The organism is Burkholderia pseudomultivorans, assembly GCF_902499075.1.
Taxonomy (GTDB): Bacteria; Pseudomonadota; Gammaproteobacteria; order Burkholderiales; family Burkholderiaceae; genus Burkholderia; species Burkholderia pseudomultivorans.
Genome location: NZ_CABVPP010000003.1, coordinates 168,813 through 189,363 on the forward strand (window position 1 = coordinate 168,813; position 20,551 = coordinate 189,363).

A 20,551-nucleotide genomic window follows, 5' to 3' on the forward strand; every position below is an offset into this window, starting at 1 on the left:
GTTCAACCGGCGCGGCGGCGCCCGCCTCAGAACGACAACTGGATCGCGAGATCGATCGCGAGCAGCGCGATCGAGCAGCCGATGCCGAGAATCACGTTCGGCAGGCGGTGTTCGAAGTCGCGATCCTTGCGCATCGCGGCCCCGAGCAGGAAGACCGCCTCGACGACGATCTGCAGCCCGACGAACAGCAGCATCAGCAGATACTCGTAACCCATCTCCTTGAAGCCGGCGAAGTGCATCCCGTGATCGCGGATCCACTGGCCGACGCGCAGCAGTTCGTAAGCGAACAGCAAGGCGGGAAACAGGTAGCTGATGAAATAGGTTGGCGCGGTGGCATGCCGCAGCTCGAGGTGGAAATGCTGATGCGTGGTGGCCATCACGAATCCCTCCTTGCAACGCATGATTGCGGTCGCGACGGCGGCGCGAAAACGTGCAATCCGGGATTGCCCGATGCGCGCTGCGCAGCCGTACGTCATCAGCATACTGCGGCACGGCGCATTTCGCATCGGTCGTGTGTCGCGACCGATACAGTTGCGTTCCGTTACGCGCGTGACGCGCCGCGCGGCGGCGCCGGCGTTTTCGCCTGCGCACCTTCGACGAACAGCCGCGCCACCGACTGGAATTCCTTCTTCAACGACAGGCCCGGCACGGTCAGCCAGCGCAGCATGGCCGCAAGATACAGGTGATGGAACCACGTCGCGAGCTGCTCGGCCGGCAGCGAGCGGTTCAGTTCGCCGGCCTGCTGGCCCGCGACGATCAGCTGCTGCCAGACGAGTGCGATGTCGCTGCCGTGCGCGTGGTCGCCGTCCGGCGCGGCCGCGCCGATGCTCAGGAAGCGATGCCGCAGATACGCGAGCAGATGGACCGGATGCTGTTCGCACCATGCCGCCGAGGCATCGAGCACGCAGCCGACGCGCGACGCGAAGCTTTTGCGGCGCGCGACGTCGCGTTGCAGGTGCGCGAGATCGCGTGCGAGTTCATGTTCGAGCCAGTGCGCGAGCACGGCTTCCTTCGTCGCAAAGTGGTTGTACAGCGTGCGCTTCGCGACGTCCGCCTTCGCGGCGATCTGCTCCATCGTCACGGCGTCGTAGCCGTGCGCATCGAACAGGCGCGCAGCGGTGTCGGCGAGATGCGCGAGCATCTGGATGCGCTTGCGCGCGCGGCGGCCCGGATCGTCGGTCGGATTCGGCATGGCGTGGATGTCGGAAGAAAGTGTACGAATTGCATTAGTATACGACGTGCACTTTTTTGGAAACCACGCATTCCCGTCGCGAACGACGAACGAGGAGTCCCGCATGAAGCTCGTCATCGCCACCTACGGCACCGAAGGTGACACACGCCCGCTTGCAGCGCTGGGCCGCGCGTTGATCGATGCCGGCCACGAAGTCCTGCTGCTGGCCGACCGCGCGACGCTCGGCTCGGCCGAAGCAGCCGGCGTGCCGTCGGTCGCGCTGTCCGGCGATATCCGCCGCGCAATCGCGCCGCACGGCGCGTTGTCGGATGCCGTGCGCGGGCGCGGCGGTTTCAACGACACGTCGAAGGCGCTCGCGGCGATCGCGAACGCGAATACGGCGGCCTGGATGCGCGAAGTCGCGGACGCCTCGGCAGGCTGCGATGCGATCGTCGTGTCGGGGCTGGTGTCGTTCGTCGGGCTGTCGGTCGCCGAGTATCGACGCGTGCCGGCGATCGGCGCGGGGATGATCCCGATCACGCCGACGGCCGCGTTTGCGTCGCCGTTCCTGCCGCCGCGCAAGCTGCCGCGCTGGCTGAACCGCGCGAGCCACCGTTGCGTGAATGCGCTGCTGTGGCATGCGTTCAGGCGCGCGACGAACGCGGCGCGCGCGGGCGTCTGCGGGTTGCCGCCGCGCCGGCGCGTATGGACCGATCATCCGATGCTGTACGGCGTATCGCCTGCGCTGCTGCCCGATGTCGGCGACTGGCCCGCTCACGCGCTCGCGTGCGGCCAGTGGCGCATCGCCGCACCGCAGTGGACGCCGCCGCCCGAACTCGCGGCGTTTCTCGGCGCGGGCGAGCCGCCCGTGTATGTCGGCTTCGGCAGCATGGCCGGGTTCGACCGCGCCGCGATCGCCGACGCGCTGGCGACGGCGCTCGACGGTCGGCGTGCGCTGTTCTATCCGGGCTGGAGCGGCATCGACGCGGCGCTGCTGCCGCCGCAGGTCTGCGTGATCGGCGACACGCCGCACGACTGGCTGCTGCCGCGCACGTCGCTCGCGATTCATCACGGCGGTTCGGGCACCGCGCATTCGGCCGCGCGTGCGGGCATTCCGTCGGTCGTCGTACCGTTCGCGGGCGATCAGTTCTTCTGGGCGGACCGCTTGCAGCGGCTCGGCGTCGCGGATCGGGTTGCGGGCCGGCCGGTGCAGGCCGCCGCGCTCGCTCGCGCGATCGCGTTTGCCGAACGGAACGACACGCGGGCGCGTGCAATGGAACTCGGCGCGCGCATCGCGCGGGAAGACGGCGCGACGCGCGCGGTCGCCGCGATCGAACGATGGACGCGAGCCGGCGTGCGCTGACGCCGGGCCGGTGCGTGCGTCAGAAGTGCCCGGTGAAGCGGTACCGGCTGCCCGGGTGCCACAGGTTCGCCACCGACGCGACCATGCCCTGCGACCACGTGCGCCGATGCAGCATCAGGCACGGCTCGCGCTCGTCCATCGTCAGCAGGCGGCGCGTCTCCGTATCGGGCATCGCGGCCTCGATCCGGTATTCGACGCGCTGCAGCGGCGCGACGCGCGTCAGGTACTGGTTCGGCGTCGTCGCCGTGAAATCCTGCAGCGCATATTCGGGCGCGCAGGCCGGATTGACCCAGCGTTCCTCGAGCTGCACAGGCGTGTCGTTCTCGAAGTGCAGCACGCGCGAATGGAAGATCGGGCTGCCGGTATCGAGCTGCAGCTCGTCGGCCAGTTTCGCGTCGACGATTGCCGCGCCGACTTCGAGCACCTGTGCGCGATAGCCGTGGCCGCGCGCGGCGACTTCATCCGAGATGCTGCGGATCGCCACCAGCGTCGACTCGTATTTCGGCGACGCGACGTAGGTGCCCGAGCCGCGCGTGCGCGTGAGCACCTGCTCGGCCGTCAGTTCGCGCAGCGCGCGGTTGACGGTCATGCGCGCGACGTTGAATTCGCGCGCGAGTTCGTTTTCCGACGGCACCTGGTCGCCTTCCGCCCACTCGCCGGCATGAATGCGCGCGAGGATGAAATCCTTGATTTCCTGATAGATCGGTGTGGTCATTGCATCGCTGTTCGAGAGACGGCGGACCGGGCGCCGCGCGCCGGGCCGCGCGTACCGCACGGTTATCGCTGCCGTTTCGTATCGTCGTTTGCCGCCGGCGGCCGGTGCGCGGCGACGTCAAGTATAGACAAGCTCGCCGGCCGCTTCGGCGATCGCAATCGCATTTCGCGGCCGTCCGTCGGTCCCGGCGGTTTCGTGACGCGGTCCGGACGCCTTCGGAGCGACGCCGTTCCCGAGACTGATGTCTAGACAGATGCGCGCGATATGCCGACTGAACCATTCGTCCGACGAAATACGTCATGCCGCTGCAAGTCATTCTCAGCTAATTGAAATAAAAGAGAATTTTTCAGAAAGGTAGGGGTGCGCGCCGAATAGAGATAAACACGGATTGCGGGTGCAGGCCAGTAAACGGCAAAGTTGTATGTACAACTTGGGTGTCCGGACGATGGCGCGCAGGTTGGGCAGGGGCCGTGCCCCTGACGTGCTCGGCCACTTACAGGAATGCCATGAAGAAACTCGTGCTCAGTGTTGCCCTTGCCTGCATCGCCGTCGGCGCCCACGCGAAGGATTGGTCGACGATCCGCTTCGGCGTCGACGCCAGTTATCCGCCGTTCGAATCGAAGGACGCGAGCGGCAAGGTCGTCGGCTTCGACGTCGATCTCGGCAACGAAATCTGCCGCCGCCTGAACGCGAAGTGCGTGTGGATCGAGAACGACTTCGACGGAATGATTCCCGCGCTGAAGGCGAAGAAGTTCGACGGCGTGCTGTCGTCGATGTCGATGACGCCCGCGCGCGCCGAGCAGATCGCGTTCTCCGACAAGCTGTTCAACACGCCGACGCGCCTCGTCGCGAAGAAGGGCTCGACGCTGCAGCCGACGGCCGAATCGCTGAAGGGCAAGACGGTCGGCGTCGAGCAGGGCACGATCCAGGAAACCTACGCCAAGACCTACTGGGCGCCGAAGGGCGTGCAGGTCGTGCCGTACCAGAACCAGGACGGCGTGTACCAGGACCTGATGTCCGGCCGTCTCGACGCCGCGCTGCAGGACGCGGTGCAGGCCGACCTCGGCTTCCTGAAGACGCCGCGCGGCGCGGGCTTCCAGTTCGCGGGCGGCGACATCGACGATCCGAAGACGCTCGGCAACGGCGCGGGCATCGGCCTGCGCAAGGACGACGCCGACCTGAAGGCGAAGATCGACGCGGCGATCGCCGGCATGCTGAAGGACGGCACGTACAAGAAGCTCGAGAAGAAGTACTTCGCGTTCGACGTGTACGGCGGTTGACGTTTTTGCGGCGCGCGCGGCCCGGGCCGCGTGCGCCGCCCGCCTCTCTGGATGGATACGCTGACATGATTTTCCAAGGATTTGGCCCGCTGCTGTGGGCCGGCACGGTCGAAACCGTGAAGCTCGCGGTGCTGTCGCTCGCCGCATCGCTGATACTGGGCCTCGCCGGCGCGGCCGCGAAGCTGTCGACGAACCGCGTGCTCAAGTCGCTCGGCACGTTCTACACGACGCTGATCCGCGCGGTGCCCGACCTCGTGCTGATGCTGCTGCTGTTCTACGGGATCCAGATCCTGCTGAACAACGCGACCGACCTGCTCGGCTGGGACCAGATCGACATCGACCCGTTCGTGGCCGGTGTCGTGACGCTCGGCTTCATCTACGGCGCGTACTTCACCGAGACCTTCCGCGGTGCGTTTCTCGCGGTGCCGCGCGGCCAGCTCGAAGCGGGCTTCGCCTACGGGATGAGCGGCTGGCGCGTGTTTCACCGCATCCTGTTCCCGCAGATGATGCGCTTTGCGCTGCCGGGCATCGGCAACAACTGGCAGGTGCTCGTGAAGGCGACCGCGCTGGTGTCGATCATCGGCCTGGCCGACGTCGTGAAGGCGTCGCAGGATGCGGGCAAGAGCACGCTCGATTTCTTCTTCTTCACGCTTGCGGCGGGTGCGATCTACCTCGCGATCACGACGGTGTCGAACCTCGTGCTGCACCATCTCGAGAAGCGTTATTCGGCCGGCGTCCGGAGGCTTGCACTGTGATCGAAATCATCAGCCAGTACTGGCAGAGCTATCTGTATACCGACGGCTACCGCTTCAGCGGTCTTGCAATCACGCTGTGGCTGCTGGTCGTGTCGATCGTCGCCGGCTTCGCGCTCGCGGTGCCGCTCGCGATCGCGCGCGCGTCGTCGAACCGCTGGATCTCGGGGCCCGTATGGCTCTATACGTACGTGTTCCGCGGCACGCCGCTCTACGTGCAGCTGCTGATGTGCTACACGGGCATCTACAGCCTGCAGGTCGTGCACAACCACGTCCTGCTCGACACGTTCTTCCGCAATGCGATGAACTGCACGCTGCTCGCGTTCGTGCTGAACGAGGCCGCGTACGCGACGGAGATTTTCGCGGGGGCGATCAAGGCGACCTCGGCGGGCGAGATCGAGGCCGGTCTCGCCTACGGGATGTCGCGCTTCAAGCTCTATACGCGCATCATCCTGCCGTCCGCGCTGCGCCGCTCGCTGCCGAGCTACAGCAACGAAGTGATCCTGATGCTGCACGCGACGACGCTCGCATTCACCGCGACCGTGCCCGACGTGCTGAAGGTCACGCGCGACGTGAACTCCGCGACCTACATGTCGTTCCAGGCGTACGGCATCGCGGCCGTGATCTATGCGGCGGTCGTGTTCACGCTCATCTGGGCGTTCCGCAAGCTCGAGGCCCGCTGGCTGGCCTACCTGTCGCCCCGCGGCCACTAACGCATTCGCGCATTCGAAAGGAAACACACGCATGTACAAGCTCATCGTCGAGGACCTGCACAAGAAGTTCGGCGACAACGAGGTCCTGAAGGGCGTCACGATGAAGGCGAAGGCCGGCGACGTGATCAGCATCATCGGTTCGAGCGGTTCGGGCAAGAGCACGTTCCTGCGCTGCATCAACTTCCTCGAGCAGCCGTGCTCGGGGCAGATCACGCTCGGCAGCGAAGCGATCCAGACCACGCGCGACCGCAACGGCTCGCTGCGCGTGACCGACCAGAAGCAGCTGCAGCGGATGCGCACCAAGCTGTCGATGGTGTTCCAGCACTTCAATCTGTGGGCGCACATGACGGTGCTCGAGAACGTGATCGAAGCGCCGATGGCCGTGCTCGGAATCGGCAAGGACGAGGCCGTGAAGCGTGCGCGCAAGTATCTCGAGAAGGTCGGGCTGCCGTCGCGGGTCGAGACGATGTATCCGTCGCATCTGTCGGGCGGCCAGCAGCAGCGCGTCGCGATCGCGCGCGCGCTGGCGATGGAGCCCGAGGTGATGCTGTTCGACGAGCCGACCTCGGCGCTCGACCCGGAACTGGTCGGCGAAGTGCTGAAGGTGATGCAGGCGCTGGCCGAGGAAGGGCGCACGATGGTCGTCGTCACGCACGAGATGGGCTTTGCGCGCAACGTGTCGAATCACGTGATCTTCCTGCACCAGGGGAAGATCGTGGAACAGGGCGATCCGAACGAGATTCTCGTCAACCCGAAGAGCGAACGGCTCGGGCAGTTCCTGTCGGGGCGGTTGAAGTAAGCAGCAGGGCCCGCGCGCCGCATCCGCAGTGCGCGGGCCGAACGCCTATTGCGCGAGCGCGTCGGTCAGCGGCCGCTCGGCGATGCGCACGAGGTTCGTGCGGCTCGCACCGGGGCTCGACCACTGCAGGTGCATGCTGGCCGCGCCGCTGCCGTGCACGTATTCGACGCGAATCGGCACGTTCCTGCGCTCGGACAAGCGAATGCGGCCCTTCACGGTCGCAAGCCCCGGCTGCGCCTTGTCGATCACCTTCTGTCCGTCGATCCACACGCGTGCGACGTTGTCGCTCGTCACGCTGAACGTGTAGTTGTCCGCCTTCGGAATCTCCAGCGCGCCGGTCCAGCGGATCGCATAGTTCGTCGCATTGATCCCTTTCGACGCGTCGGGCGAATCGGTGCCGCGCTCCGTGTTCAGGTCGAAGTCGACCAGCGGCGTGATCGACGAGAACACCGGCGTCGTGAACGTCGTGTCGTTGTAGTACGTCGCATTCAGCACGCGCAGCCGCGAACCGAACGCGCTCGCGAGTGCCTGCACCTCGGCCGTGCTCCACGGATGGCCGTCCGGGTAGAGCGTGCCCTGGAACGGCGTGGCCGGCTCGACGGTCGCGGGCGCGGATGCCGTCTGCCCCCAGTGGAAGCGCGTATTCGTGCGGCCGATCATCAGCTCCCAGACGAGAAAGCCGGTCTTGCCGCCGTAGGTGCTCGCGATGCCGGCCATCGTCTGGCCGGCCTGGCCGCCCGGCCAGCCGCGCTGCAGCGTTTCGGAGTTCAGACTGTCGAGCAGGCTCGGCGGCAGCGAGTAGTCGGGCGTGGTCGCGTTGATCGCGTACGGATGGAACGCGTGGAAGTCGGAGAAGTAGTCGCCTTCCGGTTCCTGCACGTTCGGCGAGTTGATCGGCTGCGTCGCGCCCGCAGCGAGGATCGCGATGCGCGCATCGTTCATCATCATCGCGCGCGTCGGCTGCAGCGCGCCGTTGCCGCTGCAGCCGGGCTCGTTCATCGGTTCCCAGTAGAGAATGCGCGGATCGTTGCGGTGCGCCGACACGAAATCGGCGATGTAGTGCTGCAGGTCCTGCTTGTAGGTGGTCGACGCACCGGCCGCGACCGGCTGCAGGTACTGCTGCTCGACCGACAGCCCCGGCGACTGCACCCAGCGGCTGTTGTGCACGCCGAAGATCGGGGCGGCCTGCGGCCCCCAGGCCGGATCGGTATGCCAGCAGTCGTCGTAGAAGATCGGTGCGACCTTCAGGCCGTGGCGTGCGGCGATATCGAGCAGGCTGTCGAACTTCGCGAGGAACGCGACGCGATCATTGACCCAGTTCAGGTAATGCAGATACACGGTGATCGTGTTCATGCCGTAGGTCTGCGCGTAGTCGAGCTCGCGGTCGACCGTTGCCGGATCATAGTTTTCCCAGAAGTCGATCGCGTTGACCGCGTTCCACGGGTTGTACACGGCGCCGACCACGCGCGAGAAATCGTAGGTCGCCGGTGCGACATCCGGGTAGCGGCTCACGGTCACGTTGCCGAACGCGACGCTTGCGCCGAAGCGGCGCAGGCCGAATGCGCCGGCGCGCAGCGCGGTGGTCAGGCCGCTGGTCGCGTCGTTGATGCTGATCACCTGCGTGCCGTCGAGATAGACGTCGATCGCGTTGTTGCGCGTGACGACCTTCAGGTGATGCGTGCTGCCCGCGACGACCGTGGGCGCCGGGTAATCGATGAAGTCGGTCCAGTTGTTCTGCTCGCGGCCCACCTGCACCACGTGCCGCACCGCGTCGAGGCCGATGTAGTAGCCGGTCAGCGCGTCGGTGCCGACCGTCGGATCGGTCACGTGCACGATGAAGCCCGCGTTCGCGGTGCCGGCGCCCGGTGCGGGCGCGCCGATCGTGACGTCCGCCTCGTACGACGCGTGGCCGTAGGCCGCGTGCTGCGCGTTGGTGACGAGTTTCGCGCCGTCCTGGCTCGTGCCGGCGATCTGGATCGTGTTGGCGCCGCTGCTCGTCCACGCCGGCCCGTAGGTGTCGAAGTCGGCGAGCGTGAGTGTCTGCGTATCGAGGGCGGCGGGCGGCGCGGCCGGCACGAACGGCGCGACGGCAGGCGCCGACACGCGCAGCGCGGGCGTCGGCCCCGGCAGGCCGAGCGTGATCGGCTGATTCGGGAAATGCGTCGGGTCGCCGCCGTGCATCGCATTGGCGACATCGGCTGCTGCCGCCGCCGTGTTGGCGGCGCTGGCGCTCGACGACGCGTCGACCGACGCGCGCGCGGCCAGCAGCGACGCCGACGGCGCGGACGAGTCGTCGCCGCCGCAGGACGCGAGCAGCACGACGACCGCGAGCGCGGCGGGCTTGAGACGAGACGTGATAGTCATTCTGGACTCCGTATGAATGAGGAGAAGCGGACGACTGGTGACTCGATGCGGATGAAGCGGTTTACGGCCAGGATGCGTCGCGCAACGGCACGGCGCCCGGGCGGGGGCGCGCGGGCAAGGCGGGGAAGTCGGCGTGGTGCGGGCTACGCGCGCGCCCGGTACCGCCCGCCGTCGCGTGGTGCTGTGTCACGGCACCGCTTGCTGCCCGGTGCCGTGGCAAGTATAGAAATGCCTCGAAAATATTACTAATAATTTAGCGATGGTGTTTACCCTGAAGCCTGCGTCGGCCATGGGGGGATTCATATCGACGGGAGGCATGCCGGAAGCCGGACGGCAGCCGGCGGTGCGAGCCTGGCGAGCGGTTCGGGGAAAAGAGAAGCCGGGCAATCGCCGGCGTTCGCTCAGGCGCTGGCCGACTGCGCGGCCGTTTCGACGGTGCGAACCGACCCGCGCTCGACGAGCGGCCCGTCGAGCTTGATCGCGCGGCGCCGCACGGGCATGCCGACCGCACGACTCTGCTCTTCCTGCAGCAGGGTCTCGACCGCCCAGCGGCCCAGTTCGTAGTTCGGCAGCACGATGGTCGACAGCGGCGGATGCGTGTGCCGCGCGATTTCCTGGTCGTCGTAGCCGAGCACGGAGATGTCGTCGGGCACGCGCAGCCCGAGATGCTTGACGGCCTCGATCGCGCCGAGCGCCATCAGGTCGTTCGCGCAGAAGATCGCGGTGGGCGGGTGCGGCTCGCGCAGCAGCGACAGCGTCTGCTCGAAGCCGACGCCGGAGCTCCAGTCGCCGTCGCGCACGAGTTCGGGCGCGAACGGGATGTCGGCCGTCGCGAGCGCGGTGCGATAGCCCTTCAGCCGGTCTTTCGCGGCGTCCTGCCACGGCTCGCCGTTGATGTAGCCGATTCGCCGGTGGCCGGCGCGCAGCAGGTATTCGGTCGCCGCGTGGCCGCCCGCGACTTCGGCCGGCACGATCGACGACAGGCCGCTGTCCGGCGTATAGCAGTTGAGCAGCACGGCCGGCACGCGCAGCAGCTCGGGCGGCAGCGCGACCTTGCGCGTATAGACGGTCGCATAGACGACGCCGAACAGGTTCGGCATCGCGAGCACCGCGTCGAGCACCTGGCGCTCGATATCGACGTTGCCATGCGTCGAGTACACCGCGAGGATCTTGCCGTTCGCATAGGCCGCGTCGCGCGCGCCGTCGATGTTGACGACCGGGTGCGGGCTCGTCGAGATCTCGTCGGCGAGATAGACGATCAGGTCGCGCTCGCCGTTGCGCGTCATCGTCACCTCGCGCGGCAGGAAGCGGTAGCCGAGCTCGTGCGCGATCTTCAGCACCTTCTCGCGCGTGGCGTCCGAAAACTTGGTGCCCGCCGCGTTGTTCAGCACGAGGGAAACGGTGGATTGCGACACGCCGGCAAGCTTGGCGATGTCGGTCATCGTGGGGCGACGTTGAGTAGAGCGTTTCACGGTAGGAGCGCGGTCCGGCCTCGGCAGGATGAGCAAAAACGGTAACGAACAGCGGATGGGCTGGATCTGACCCGACAGTAGCATCGGCCAACCGGGCCGGCAATAAAGTATTACTCCTGCCTGACGCGGCCGCCGACGCTAAACTAATAATATCAACAAATATTATTGACTGCGGGCGCGGCCGCATGCCATGCTTGCCCGCACATGTTCGCGGGCCCGACCGAGGAAGAAGGCCGGCCGCGGATCGTCGGGCGACGTGCGGGTCGCACGGTCGTCAGTCTCGTCCCGGGATGATCGATGCCGATGGACAATCCTCGCCACGCCGAGCTGATCGAACTGGCCAGCGACACGACCCGCGTGCGTGTCGCGCCGCAGGTCGGCGGCTCGCTCGCCGCCTACTACGAAGTCGGGCGCGACGGCCTGCGGCACTGGTTCCGGCCCGCCAGCGGCGCGGCGCTGGCGGGTCGCGATCCGCTCGGCATGGCAAGCTTTCCGCTGTTCCCCTACTGCAACCGCATTCGCGACGGGCGCTTCGTCTTCGATGGCCGCACGATCGACTTGTCCGGTTCGCACGATGCGTTTGCGCACGCGCTGCACGGCCACGGCTGGCGCCGGCCCTGGCGGGTCGCGCGGCGCGACGACGCGTCGCTCGAGCTGCGCTTCGAACATCGCCCCGATCCCGGACGGCCGGGCGACTGGCCGTTTCGCTACGAGGCGCGCCAGTCGATCCGGCTCGACGGCGGCATCCTGTCGATCACGCTGTTCGCGCGCAACCTCGGTACGACGCCGATGCCGTTCGGCATGGGGCATCACCCGTACTACGTCAGGACGCCGCACACCGTCGTGAGGGCGCAGGTGGAGGCGATGTGGCACACCGACGAGCACGTGCTGCCGACTCGCGTCGGTCGTCATCCGGTCGTCGACGCGCTACGCGACGGACTGCAGGTCGACGCGTTCGATCTCGACAATAATTTCGTCGGCTGGACGCGCGAAGCCGCGGTGATCTGGCCGGATCGCGGGCGGCAGATCGTGCTGACGGCCGAGCGGCCGTTCGACCAGCTCGTCGTGTTCGCGCCGGCCGACGCCCATGCGCTGTGCGTGGAGCCCGTGACGAACACGACCGATTGCTTCAACGCGCGCGACCCGCAGGCGCCCGTCGGCGGCTGCGTGCTGGCGCCGGGCGAGATGCTCGAAGCGACGCTGCGCTGGATGCCCGGCCCGATCTGACGGGGCGGCCCCGCGCTACGGGATTATCCTGAGTCGGGCGGGCGATAATATCGAGTAATAATATTAGTTCGCGAAGCCGCTGCCGACCGTGCGGCGCGGTGCGCGGGCCGATCACAACGACTGGAGACGATGATGCCGAGCCGTGGACAGCTGCAACGTATCGTGGTGACGATGGGTGTGACGTTCGGGTGCGTCGCGCTCGCGCAGGCGCAGGACAATGCGCAGAAGATCGGGTCCAGTTCCGCGCAGACCTGCACGAATCCGAAGCCGGGCAGCGTGAAGCTGTCCGATCTGGTGGTCGGTTTCTCGCAATCGGAGAACGAGCAGAACCCGTTCCGCGCGACCGAGACGGCGTCGGTGCGCGCGGCGGCGAAGGCGGCCGGCGTCAAGCGGCTGCTGTATACGAATGCGAACGCGAACCAGGCGAAGCAGGTGGCCGATATCGAAAGCATGATCAACCAGGGCGCGCAGGCGCTGATCGTCGCGCCGAACGATTCGACCGGGCTGCAGCCCGCGCTCGCGCAGGCGCGCGCGAAGGGCATCCCGGTCGTGACGATCGACCGGCAGACGGCCGGCACGCCGTGCCAGGATTTCATCACCTTCCTCGGTTCCGACTTCTTCCGGCAAGGCCAGCGCGCCGCGCAGGCGCTCGCCGACGCCACCGGCGGCCACGCGACGATCGCCGAGATCCAGGGCGGCTACGGCAACACGGTCGAGAGCCAGCGCACCGACGGCTTCGCCGACGGCCTGAAGAAATATCCGAACATGAAGATCGTCGCGTCGCAGACGGCCAACTGGTCGGCGACCGAAGCGCAAAAGGTGATGGAGCAGGTGCTGCTCGCGCATCCGGACGTGAACGCCGTTTATGCGCAGGCGGACACGATGGGGCTCGGCGCGATGACCGCGCTGCGGCAGGCCGGCAAGCAGCGCGGCGTGACCGTCGTATCGATCGACGGCACCAAGGACTTCGTCACCGCGATCGCGAACGGCACGGCCGCGGCGAGCGTCGAGACGAATCCGCGCTTCGGCCCGCTCGCGTTCAAGTCGCTCGAGGCGTGGTTCGCCGGCAAGCCGGTTCCGCAGAAGCAGATCATGGAAGACGCGCTGTACGACAAGTCGAATGCGAAGCATTCGCTCGAAGCGAATCTCGTCTACTGATCGCCCGGCGCTGCAGCGCTGAACCCGACCGCGACGCGCGATGGACCCCCAGCTTCCCGCCGCCCCCGATGCCGCCGATGGCGGCGCAGCCTTGCCCGTCGTGCTCGAGACGCGCGGCGTCGGCAAGACGTTCGGCGTCGTGCGCGCGCTCGCCGGCGTGTCGCTGTCGCTGCGCGCCGGCGAGGTGCACGGGCTGATGGGCGAGAACGGCGCAGGCAAGTCGACGCTGATCAAGATCCTGACCGGCTTTCACCAGCCCGACGCGGGCGAGATTCGTGTCGACGGCGCGCCGGTGTCGTTCGACAGCCCGCGCGCCGCGCAGCGCGCCGGCATCTGCGCGGTCTACCAGGAAATCAACCTGATTCCCGAGCGCAGCGTGGCCGAGAACATCTTCCTCGGCCACGAGCCGCGCCGCTTCGGCCCATGGATCGACCGGCGCGAGATGCGCGCGCGCACGCGCGAGATCGTCGAGCGCTACGGGCTCTCGGTCGATCCGGCGGACAAGGTCGGCGCGCTCGGTCTCGGCCAGCAGCAGATGGTGTCGATCGCGCGCGGCGTGTCGCTCGGTGCGCGCGTGCTGATTCTCGACGAGCCGACGTCCGCGCTGAGCGGCGCGGAAGCGGAGGTGCTGTTCGGCGTCGTCGACCAGTTGCGCGCGGCGGGCATCGCGATCGTGCTGGTGAGCCATCGGCTGTCGGAGTGCTACCGGATGTGCGACCGGCTTACCGTGCTGCGCGACGGCGCGGTGGTGCGCAGCGATACGCCCGACCGGCTGCCGCGCCGGGCGCTGATCGCCGCGATGCTGGGCCGCGAGGTCGGCGCGCACGGCGTGCGCGAACCGGCGCCGGCGGCCGCCGCCGACGCGATGCGGCAGCCGGCGCTCGCGGTCGAGCGCCTGCGCTGGGGCACGCGGCTGCGCGACGTGTCGTTCAGCGTCGCGCCGAAGGAAATCGTCGGGCTGGCCGGCCTGCTCGGCTCGGGCCGCACGGAAACCTTCAAGGCCGTGTTCGGCGCGCAGCAGCCGGACGGCGGCGCGGTGCGCGTGGGCGGCCGCGTGCTTGCCGGCGCGGACCCGTCGCGCGCGATCCGCGCGGGGCTCGCGTTCCTGTCGGAGGATCGCCGCTCGGAAGGCATTTTCTCGAAGCTGTCGGTGCGCGAGAACATCGTCGTGTGCGTGCTGCCGCGCATCGCCCGCTTCGGCTTCATCTCGGTGCGCAAGCAGGAGGCGCTCGTCGAGCGCTACATCCGCGAGCTCGGCATCAAGACGCCAAACGCGGGCGCGCCGATATCGACGCTGTCCGGCGGCAACCAGCAGAAGGCGCTGATCGCACGCTGCCTGTCGACCGAGCCTTCGGTGCTGCTGCTCGACGATCCGACGCGCGGCATCGACGTCGGCGCGAAGGCGGAAGTGCACGACCTCGTGAAGCGGCTGGCCGACGCGGGGCTCGCGGTGGTCGCGACCTCGTCGGAGATGGAGGAACTGCTGGAACTGGCCGACCGGCTCGTGATCCTGCACGAAGGCGCGACCAGCGGCGAAATGCCGACGCGCGGCGCGAGCCCCGACGACGTGACCGCGCTGCTGGCGAACCAGAGCTAGCGCACCGCCCATCGACCCGACCACGAGGACCGCGTGAATCTTGCCAACCTGATCAGCGAACCGGACGCGCCGCGCCGCCTGTCGCGCCGCTTGCTTTTCGCGCTGGCGCGCGATCACAGCGTGTATCTCGCGTTCGTCGCGCTTGCCGTCTTCAACCTGATCGTCACGCCCGGCTTCTCGAATCCGCTCGCCGCGCGCAGCCTGCTGTTCCAGGCGGCGCCGATCGTGCTGATCGCGCTCGGGCAGAACCTCGCGATCGCGACGCGCGGGATCGACTTGTCGGTCGGCTCGGTGATGGCGCTGGCGAGCGCGATGATCGCCGTGTGCCTGCCGTACGGAACGGGTGCCGCGTTCGCCGCGGCCGTCGCGATCGGGCTCGCGGTCGGGCTGTTCAACGGCGCGCTCGTCGCGCGGCTCGACATCGATCCGCTGATTTCCGGGCTCGCGCTGCTCGTCGCGGCACGCGGGCTTGCGCAGGCGCTGCTCGGCGGCTCGCGCGTGAGCCTGCCGCCGTCCGACGCATTCGACTTCATCGGGATCGGCACGCTTGCGGGGCTGCCGGTCGTGATGCTGATCGCGCTCGCGTGTGCGGCCATCGTGTTCTTCGTCGTGCGCAACACGACGTTCGGGCGCCATACGATCCTCGTCGGCGCGAGCCGCGACGCCGCGCATCTCGCCGGCGTGCCCGTGCGGCGCACGCTGCTCGCGGTGTATGCGGCGAGCGGCGCGCTCGCGGGGCTCGCCGGCCTGTTCGCCACCGCGCGTCTCGGCGCGGGCGATCCGAACTACGTCGGCGTGAACTTCGAACTCGACGCGATCGCCGCATCGGTGATCGGCGGCACGCCGCTGTCGGGCGGCCGCGTGTCGATCGTCGGCACCGTGTTCGGCGTGCTGCTGCTGCAACTGCTCGACGCCAGCTTCATCATGAACAACATCAGCTATACGTACGCGCAGATCCTCAAGGCCGCGTTCATTCTCGGCGCGTTGTATCTGCAGCGTTCGGGAGCGTGACATGTCGAGTACGCCGCTCTCCGCACAGTCGTCGCCCGATCCGGGCCGCGCGCGCTTGATCCGGCTCGTGCAGGCGCGCGGCGCCATCGCGATCCTCGTGATCGTGTGCCTGATCGCCGGCCGCGTGTTTCCGCATTTCCTGAGCATGCCGAACCTGCTCGACATCGTCGCGGCGGCCGCGTTCGTCGCGCTGATCACGATCGGGCAGAGCTTCGTGATCGTGCTCGGCGGGTTCGACCTGTCGGTCGGCTCGCTCGTCGGACTCGGGACGGTGATCGCCGCGTATGCGGCGCCGTACGGATGGGGTGCTGCACTGCTTGCACCGGTGTTCGTCGGGCTCACGATCGGCCTGCTGAACGGCTGGCTGATCGCGCGGGCGCGGATGGCGCCGTTCATCGTCACGCTCGCCGCGCTGCTCGGGTTGAAGGGACTGTCGCTCGTGCTCGCTAGCCAGGACATGCTGATCGCCGATCCGGGTTTCTTCTCGACGATCGCGAACGGCTCGGTGCTGGGCATCGGCAATCTCGTGTGGATCGTCGGCATCGCGTATCTCGTTGCCGCGTTCGTGCTGAATCACACGCGCTATGGCGCGGGCGTGTTCGCGATCGGCGGCAACGAGGAGGCCGCGCGGATGCTCGGCGTGAACGTCGAGGCGCTCAAAGTCGTCACGTATGGATTGAGCGGGGCGCTGGCCGGATTGTCCGGCGCGCTGCTCGCATCGCGGCTCGATTCGGGGCTGCCGGGAGCCGGCAACAGCTATGAACTGCAGTCGATCGCCGCGGCGGTGATCGGCGGCGTGCTGCTGACGGGCGGTGTCGGCACGCTGTTCGGCCCGCTCGCGGGCGTGCTGCTGCTCGGCGTGATCGAGAACGTGATCAATCAGGTCGGGACGCTGAGCCCGTACTATCAGAACCTCGCGAGCGGCGCGTTCCTGCTGCTGGCGGTCATCGCGCAGACGCTGCTGACGGGCAGGCGGCGCAGGCGGTGAGCGGGCGCTTCGTTCCGCTCGTCCCGGCAACACAAGCAGAATCATTCAACGGCGGGTCATTCGACTTCCACATTGTTTCCGGATTGAAAGTTTGGAAAGCTCGTTGTCGGTGACGTCAAGAATCGTCAATTCAGTGCAGGCGCGGTGCACGGGTCGTCGTCGGCCGGCGTTAAGGACGTAACAGCCGGACGGCCGGCTGGCCTACCCAGGAGAATGTCATGACCCGCATCGCAAAGATCCTGACGGCTGCGGCCGTCGCCTGTGCAGTCCTAGCACCGACGCTTGCCGAAGCGCATTCGCACCGCGTGTGCCATTTCGACCATCACCACCATCGCGTGTGCCGCTGGGTGCGCTGATCGTCCCGAGCCCGGGCAATTCCACTGACAGGGAGCACACATGAACAAGACGATGTTGATCGCCGCGCTCGTCGCCGGCATGGGTATGTCGATCGGTGCGTTCGCACAGGTTCCGGCCAGCGCGCCGGCAGGCACGACCGGCCTGTGCAAGGACGGGTCGTTCTACTCGGGTGCGTCGAAGAAGGGGGCGTGCGCGGGTCACAAGGGCGTGAAGGCCTGGTACGGCGCATCGGCAGCCGCGGCTGCGAGCGCGCCGACCGCGATGGCGCCGGCAACCGCGGCTTCCGCACCCGCTGCTTCGGGCGTCGCGCCCGCGAAGAGCGCCCCTGCGACGACGGCGGCAGCAGGCGGCGGTGCAGGCAAGGTGTGGGTCAACGACAGCACGAAGGTCTATCACTGCCCGACCGACAAGTACTACGGCAAGACCAAGCACGGCAGCTACATGTCGGAAGCGGATGCGAAAGCGAAGGGCTTCCATCCGTCGCACGGCAAGGCCTGCTCGTAAGCCGGATGCGCGGGGCCCAGCCCGCGCGCGTTGCCTGACGGCTGTCGGGCAGCCTTGCGCCCGCCGCCGCGGCGGGTCGGCCCAAGCGACGCACCGCGTCGCGGCGTCGACCTTGCCGAGACGGCGGGCGCTTCGCTTGCACGGCCGGCGTGCCGGTGTGCAAACTGGAACGCGAAATGCTTGTCACGGGGATCCTGTCGATCAAGGAGCGCCGCGATGAGCACGCCGACCACCACCCGTTTTTCCCATGTGAAGCCGCAGGACACGGCGTTTCAGGGCGAGGGCCTGCGCGACTTCTTTCTGTATCGCGATCTCGGCATCGCGGCCGCGACGAACGGCAAGGTCGTCGCGCAGCTTGTCAGGGCAAACCATGCACCGGAGGCGGGCACCGGCTGGCATCGTCACGAGGCAGAGTTCCATATCGTGATCATGCTGAAGGGCTGGGCGCGCTTCATGTACGGCGAGCAGGAGACGCTGGTTGCCGCCGGCGACTGCGTGCATCAGGCGCCGGGGATCGTCCACTACCTGTTCGACTACTCGCCGGACATGGAGTATCTGGAGATCGTCGGGCCCGCCGACTTCAAGTCGATCGACGTCGACGGCCCGTGTGCGGTGCCGGCGCCGACGCCCTGGGGGGAAGCGGGCGCGTAGCGGCGCGGGGCCGCCCGTCCGGCGTGGCGCGATGCGCGTTCAGTGAGGCTGCGGCGAGACGACGTTCGCCGTGGCCGCGCTGCTCGCCGGCTGCGCGTCCAGCAGCGCGCGCAGCGTCACGTAGTGGATGCCGTTCGTGTGGCCCGCCGCATCGGCCGTGCGATCGTACGGCTCGTTGTCGTGGATCGTCGCGCGCACGATCGGATAGATCTGCGATTCCCAGCGGCTGCCGTTGAACACGCCGTAGTGGCCGGCGCCCGTCTGAACGTGATGGGTCTTCAGATACGGCGGCAATCCCGAGCACAGCTCCTGCGCGGCCACGGTCTGGCCGACCGCGCAGATGTCGTCCTTTTCGCCTTCGATCGTCAGCAGCGCGGTGCGATGAATCGCCGCCGGCTCGACGAGCGTGCCGCCGACCGTCAGCTCGCCGCGCGCGAGCGCATATTGCTGAAACACCTTCTCGACCGTTTCCAGATAGAACTCCGCGGTCAGGTCGGCCGTCGCGAAGTATTCGTCGTAGAAGTGCCGCAGCGTATCGGCCTTGGCAGGATCGCCTTTCGCGCGCTCGTAATACAGGTCGGCGAACGAGGCCGCGTGCCGGTCCGGGTTCATCGACATGAACGCGCCGACCTGCACGAATCCCGGGTAGACACACCGCTGCGCGCCGACGAAGCCGGTCGGCACGACGCTGATCAGATGCTTCGCGAACCATTCGATCGGGCGGCTCGTCGCGAGCGCGTTGACCTTGGTCGGATTCACGCGGCAGTCGATCGGGCCCGCCATCAGCGTCAGGCTCGCGGGCTGCGCCGGATCGCCGCCGGCCGCCATCAGCGCGACCGCCGCGAGCGCCGCGACCGTCGGCTGGCAGATCGCGAGCACGTGCGCATCGGGCCCGACGTGGCGGATGAAGTCGATGACGTGCGCGACGTATTCGTCGAAGCCGAAACGCCCGGCCGTCAGCGGGATGTCGCGCGGGTTGTGCCAGTCGGTGATGTATACGTCGTGGTCGGCGAGCATCGTGTGCACCGTGCCGCGCAGCAGCGTCGCGAAGTGTCCCGACATCGGCGCGACGATCAGCACGCGCGGCTGGCGCGCGACCGGCCGCGCCTTGCGGAAATGCAGCAGCGTGCCGAACGGCGTGACGGCTGCCGCTTCCTCGACGATCGGCACGGCGGCGCCGCCGACGACGATCGACTCGATGCCGAACGGCGGCCGCCGATGCGAGAACGCGCAGCATTCGAGCAGTTCGCACAGCGCATCGAGCATGCGGCCCGACGGCGTCGCCGCCGCCGGCGGCCACTGCGACAGCGTCGCGCGCGTGCAGGCCGCCCATGCGCGCGCCGGGCGCAGGCATTCTGCAGACCATTGATAGAACGGGTAGGCAAGCAGGTTCATGACCGTCGCTCGTAGCGCTGCGTTGTAGAGAACGAGGCAAGCCGTGTGCCAAGTGCGCGGCTGGCACGCGCGTTGCACGCGATTGGGCAACACGGCGGCGCGGATGGTGCGCGGCAGCGCGGGCGCCGCGCGCAGCGAGCGCGCGCCGATTGTGCCGATCGCGCATGCGGCGACAGCGTGCGGAGCTGCGCCAGTTCGGCGAATGCGTCGCACCGGCATGGTGCGGTCGAGCCGCCCGACCTCCGTTTCGGTGCGCGGGCACGCACGGCATCCAGCAGGGGAGCGACATGGAATCCACCGGACAGACGACGCTGACGATCAGCAGCCGCAACTACTCGTCGTGGTCGATGCGAGGCTGGCTGCTCGCGAAGCTGAGCGGGCTCGCGTTCGAGACGGTGAGCGTGCCGATCGATGCGGCGTCGCGCGCCGAGCTGCTGCTGCTGTCGCCGTCGATTCTCGTACCGTGCCTCACGCACGACGGCAACCAGGTGTGGGACACGCTCGCGATCGCCGAATACCTGAACGAGATCCGGCCGCAGGCGCGACTGCTGCCCGCGGATCGGCATGCGCGCGCGCATTGCCGTTCGATCTGCGGCGAAATGCATTCGGGTTTCAGTGCGCTGCGCTCCGCGTTGCCGATGAACCTGCGCGCGCATTTTCCCGGCTTCCGGATCTGGTCGCGCGCGCAGCACGACATCGAGCGGATCGTGACGATCTGGCGGGAATGTCTCGCCGCGTACGGCGGACCCTGGCTGTTCGGCGCGGAGATCGGCATCGCCGATGCGATGTATGCGCCGGTCGTCACGCGCTTCCTGACCTACGACGTGAAGCTCGAACCGGAGATCGCCGACTACTGCATGCGCATCCTCGCGCAGCCGTTCGTCGCCGAATGGATCGAAGGCGCGAAGGCCGAGCACGAGGATATCGACGAGCTCGACATGGAGTTCTGAACGGCGCGGGTGCGACGCAGCTGACGAGCGGCTTTCGATTTTGCGTCGACGCTGCGGCGAATGAAATTTGTTTCGCGCGACTGT

20 protein-coding genes are annotated in these 20,551 nt (G+C 67.8%); 14 read left to right on the forward strand and 6 right to left on the reverse strand.

The features are described 5' to 3' along the window. Positions 1-26: 26 nt before the first annotated feature. Together BST28156_RS04280 and BST28156_RS04285 are read right to left on the reverse strand one after the other, a co-directional pair. A complete protein-coding gene (locus tag BST28156_RS04280) occupies positions 27-377 on the reverse strand; it encodes a hypothetical protein (protein ID WP_060245905.1) in 351 nt (116 codons plus the stop codon). 164 nt (positions 378-541) lie between these two features. After that, positions 542-1,192, reverse strand: a complete 651-nt coding sequence (locus tag BST28156_RS04285; protein ID WP_174901591.1) for a TetR/AcrR family transcriptional regulator — start codon at positions 1,190-1,192, stop codon at positions 542-544. Between the two features lie 103 nt (positions 1,193-1,295). Here BST28156_RS04285 and BST28156_RS04290 point away from each other — a divergent pair, with 103 nt between their 5' ends. Further along, positions 1,296-2,534, forward strand: a complete 1,239-nt coding sequence (locus tag BST28156_RS04290) for a glycosyltransferase (RefSeq protein WP_174901592.1) — start codon at positions 1,296-1,298, stop codon at positions 2,532-2,534. Positions 2,535-2,553: 19 nt separating this feature from the next. Here the strand turns inward: BST28156_RS04290 and hutC are convergent, their stop codons facing one another. Continuing rightward, positions 2,554-3,249, reverse strand: a complete 696-nt coding sequence (gene hutC, locus BST28156_RS04295; RefSeq protein WP_174901593.1) for a histidine utilization transcriptional repressor HutC — start codon at positions 3,247-3,249, stop codon at positions 2,554-2,556. A 506-nt stretch (positions 3,250-3,755) separates the two neighbouring features. On the opposite strand from hutC, the gene BST28156_RS04300 reads away from it, so the two are divergent. The 4 genes from BST28156_RS04300 to BST28156_RS04315 all read left to right on the forward strand — a co-directional run bounded on the left by BST28156_RS04300 (position 3,756) and on the right by BST28156_RS04315 (position 6,793). Beyond that, positions 3,756-4,529, forward strand: coding sequence for an ABC transporter substrate-binding protein (locus BST28156_RS04300; protein ID WP_060245717.1), 774 nt, complete (start codon positions 3,756-3,758; stop codon positions 4,527-4,529). Between the two features lie 65 nt (positions 4,530-4,594). Further along, positions 4,595-5,284, forward strand: a complete 690-nt coding sequence (locus BST28156_RS04305) for an ABC transporter permease (protein ID WP_059480776.1) — start codon at positions 4,595-4,597, stop codon at positions 5,282-5,284. Continuing rightward, positions 5,281-5,994, forward strand: a complete 714-nt coding sequence (locus BST28156_RS04310; protein ID WP_060245718.1) for an ABC transporter permease — start codon at positions 5,281-5,283, stop codon at positions 5,992-5,994. The genes BST28156_RS04305 and BST28156_RS04310 overlap by 4 nt, the downstream gene beginning before the upstream one ends. 31 nt (positions 5,995-6,025) lie before the next feature. Beyond that, positions 6,026-6,793, forward strand: a complete 768-nt coding sequence (locus BST28156_RS04315) for an ABC transporter ATP-binding protein (RefSeq protein ID WP_174901594.1) — start codon at positions 6,026-6,028, stop codon at positions 6,791-6,793. 45 nt (positions 6,794-6,838) lie between these two features. Here BST28156_RS04315 and BST28156_RS04320 read toward each other — a convergent pair whose 3' ends face one another. Together BST28156_RS04320 and BST28156_RS04325 are read right to left on the reverse strand one after the other, a co-directional pair. Then, on the reverse strand, positions 6,839-9,157 hold the full coding sequence (locus BST28156_RS04320; protein WP_174901595.1) for a PA14 domain-containing protein: 2,319 nt from the start codon (positions 9,155-9,157) through the stop codon (positions 6,839-6,841). A gap of 401 nt (positions 9,158-9,558) precedes the next feature. Next, entirely contained in the window at positions 9,559-10,599 is a 1,041-nt protein-coding gene (locus BST28156_RS04325; protein ID WP_060245721.1) for a LacI family DNA-binding transcriptional regulator, read from the reverse strand. 327 nt (positions 10,600-10,926) lie between these two features. On the opposite strand from BST28156_RS04325, the gene BST28156_RS04330 reads away from it, so the two are divergent. The 8 genes from BST28156_RS04330 (at position 10,927) to BST28156_RS04365 (ending at position 18,122) form a co-directional block, all read left to right on the forward strand. Then, entirely contained in the window at positions 10,927-11,856 is a 930-nt protein-coding gene (locus BST28156_RS04330) for an aldose 1-epimerase (protein ID WP_174901596.1), read from the forward strand. A 129-nt stretch (positions 11,857-11,985) separates the two neighbouring features. After that, positions 11,986-13,014, forward strand: a complete 1,029-nt coding sequence (locus BST28156_RS04335; protein ID WP_174901597.1) for an ABC transporter substrate-binding protein — start codon at positions 11,986-11,988, stop codon at positions 13,012-13,014. A gap of 40 nt (positions 13,015-13,054) precedes the next feature. Continuing rightward, on the forward strand, positions 13,055-14,611 hold the full coding sequence (locus BST28156_RS04340) for a sugar ABC transporter ATP-binding protein (protein ID WP_174901598.1): 1,557 nt from the start codon (positions 13,055-13,057) through the stop codon (positions 14,609-14,611). Between the two features lie 33 nt (positions 14,612-14,644). Then, positions 14,645-15,622 carry an ABC transporter permease gene (locus BST28156_RS04345; RefSeq protein ID WP_174901599.1) on the forward strand — a complete coding sequence of 326 codons (978 nt, stop codon included), beginning with the start codon at positions 14,645-14,647 and terminating at the stop codon, positions 15,620-15,622. 1 nt (position 15,623) lies between these two features. Next, a complete protein-coding gene (locus BST28156_RS04350; RefSeq protein WP_174901600.1) occupies positions 15,624-16,610 on the forward strand; it encodes an ABC transporter permease in 987 nt (328 codons plus the stop codon). A 218-nt stretch (positions 16,611-16,828) separates the two neighbouring features. Beyond that, positions 16,829-16,966: an HHHH-motif protein gene (locus BST28156_RS04355; RefSeq protein WP_167361720.1), complete on the forward strand. Its 138-nt coding sequence runs from the start codon at positions 16,829-16,831 to the stop codon at positions 16,964-16,966. A 40-nt stretch (positions 16,967-17,006) separates the two neighbouring features. After that, positions 17,007-17,471 (forward strand): DUF3761 domain-containing protein, encoded by a 465-nt coding sequence (locus BST28156_RS04360; RefSeq protein ID WP_174901601.1) that lies wholly within the window; start codon positions 17,007-17,009, stop codon positions 17,469-17,471. A 216-nt stretch (positions 17,472-17,687) separates the two neighbouring features. Beyond that, entirely contained in the window at positions 17,688-18,122 is a 435-nt protein-coding gene (locus BST28156_RS04365) for a cupin domain-containing protein (protein ID WP_060245727.1), read from the forward strand. Between the two features lie 39 nt (positions 18,123-18,161). Here BST28156_RS04365 and BST28156_RS04370 read toward each other — a convergent pair whose 3' ends face one another. Then, positions 18,162-19,517, reverse strand: a complete 1,356-nt coding sequence (locus tag BST28156_RS04370) for a polyhydroxyalkanoate depolymerase (protein WP_174901602.1) — start codon at positions 19,515-19,517, stop codon at positions 18,162-18,164. A gap of 287 nt (positions 19,518-19,804) precedes the next feature. Between BST28156_RS04370 and BST28156_RS04375 the strand changes: the two genes are divergently transcribed. Beyond that, positions 19,805-20,467: a glutathione S-transferase family protein gene (locus BST28156_RS04375; protein ID WP_060245729.1), complete on the forward strand. Its 663-nt coding sequence runs from the start codon at positions 19,805-19,807 to the stop codon at positions 20,465-20,467. The last annotated feature ends 84 nt before the right edge of the window (positions 20,468-20,551 follow it).

Bases quoted from the DNA above. Each gene is read 5' to 3' on its own strand.
- BST28156_RS04365 (WP_060245727.1), top strand. From the start codon at position 17,688: ATGAGCACGCCGACCACCACCCGTTTTTCCCATGTGAAGCCGCAGGAC.
- BST28156_RS04340 (WP_174901598.1), top strand. From the start codon at position 13,055: ATGGACCCCCAGCTTCCCGCCGCCCCCGATGCCGCCGATGGCGGCGCA.
- BST28156_RS04355 (WP_167361720.1), top strand. From the start codon at position 16,829: ATGACCCGCATCGCAAAGATCCTGACGGCTGCGGCCGTCGCCTGTGCA.
- BST28156_RS04350 (WP_174901600.1), top strand. From the start codon at position 15,624: ATGTCGAGTACGCCGCTCTCCGCACAGTCGTCGCCCGATCCGGGCCGC.
- BST28156_RS04285 (WP_174901591.1), bottom strand. From the start codon at position 1,192: ATGCCGAATCCGACCGACGATCCGGGCCGCCGCGCGCGCAAGCGCATC.
- BST28156_RS04375 (WP_060245729.1), top strand. From the start codon at position 19,805: ATGGAATCCACCGGACAGACGACGCTGACGATCAGCAGCCGCAACTAC.
- BST28156_RS04300 (WP_060245717.1), top strand. From the start codon at position 3,756: ATGAAGAAACTCGTGCTCAGTGTTGCCCTTGCCTGCATCGCCGTCGGC.
- hutC (WP_174901593.1), bottom strand. From the start codon at position 3,249: ATGACCACACCGATCTATCAGGAAATCAAGGATTTCATCCTCGCGCGC.
- BST28156_RS04320 (WP_174901595.1), bottom strand. From the start codon at position 9,157: ATGACTATCACGTCTCGTCTCAAGCCCGCCGCGCTCGCGGTCGTCGTG.
- BST28156_RS04325 (WP_060245721.1), bottom strand. From the start codon at position 10,599: ATGACCGACATCGCCAAGCTTGCCGGCGTGTCGCAATCCACCGTTTCC.
- BST28156_RS04280 (WP_060245905.1), bottom strand. From the start codon at position 377: ATGGCCACCACGCATCAGCATTTCCACCTCGAGCTGCGGCATGCCACC.
- BST28156_RS04290 (WP_174901592.1), top strand. From the start codon at position 1,296: ATGAAGCTCGTCATCGCCACCTACGGCACCGAAGGTGACACACGCCCG.
- BST28156_RS04305 (WP_059480776.1), top strand. From the start codon at position 4,595: ATGATTTTCCAAGGATTTGGCCCGCTGCTGTGGGCCGGCACGGTCGAA.
- BST28156_RS04335 (WP_174901597.1), top strand. From the start codon at position 11,986: ATGATGCCGAGCCGTGGACAGCTGCAACGTATCGTGGTGACGATGGGT.
- BST28156_RS04330 (WP_174901596.1), top strand. From the start codon at position 10,927: ATGCCGATGGACAATCCTCGCCACGCCGAGCTGATCGAACTGGCCAGC.
- BST28156_RS04315 (WP_174901594.1), top strand. From the start codon at position 6,026: ATGTACAAGCTCATCGTCGAGGACCTGCACAAGAAGTTCGGCGACAAC.
- BST28156_RS04370 (WP_174901602.1), bottom strand. From the start codon at position 19,517: ATGAACCTGCTTGCCTACCCGTTCTATCAATGGTCTGCAGAATGCCTG.
- BST28156_RS04360 (WP_174901601.1), top strand. From the start codon at position 17,007: ATGAACAAGACGATGTTGATCGCCGCGCTCGTCGCCGGCATGGGTATG.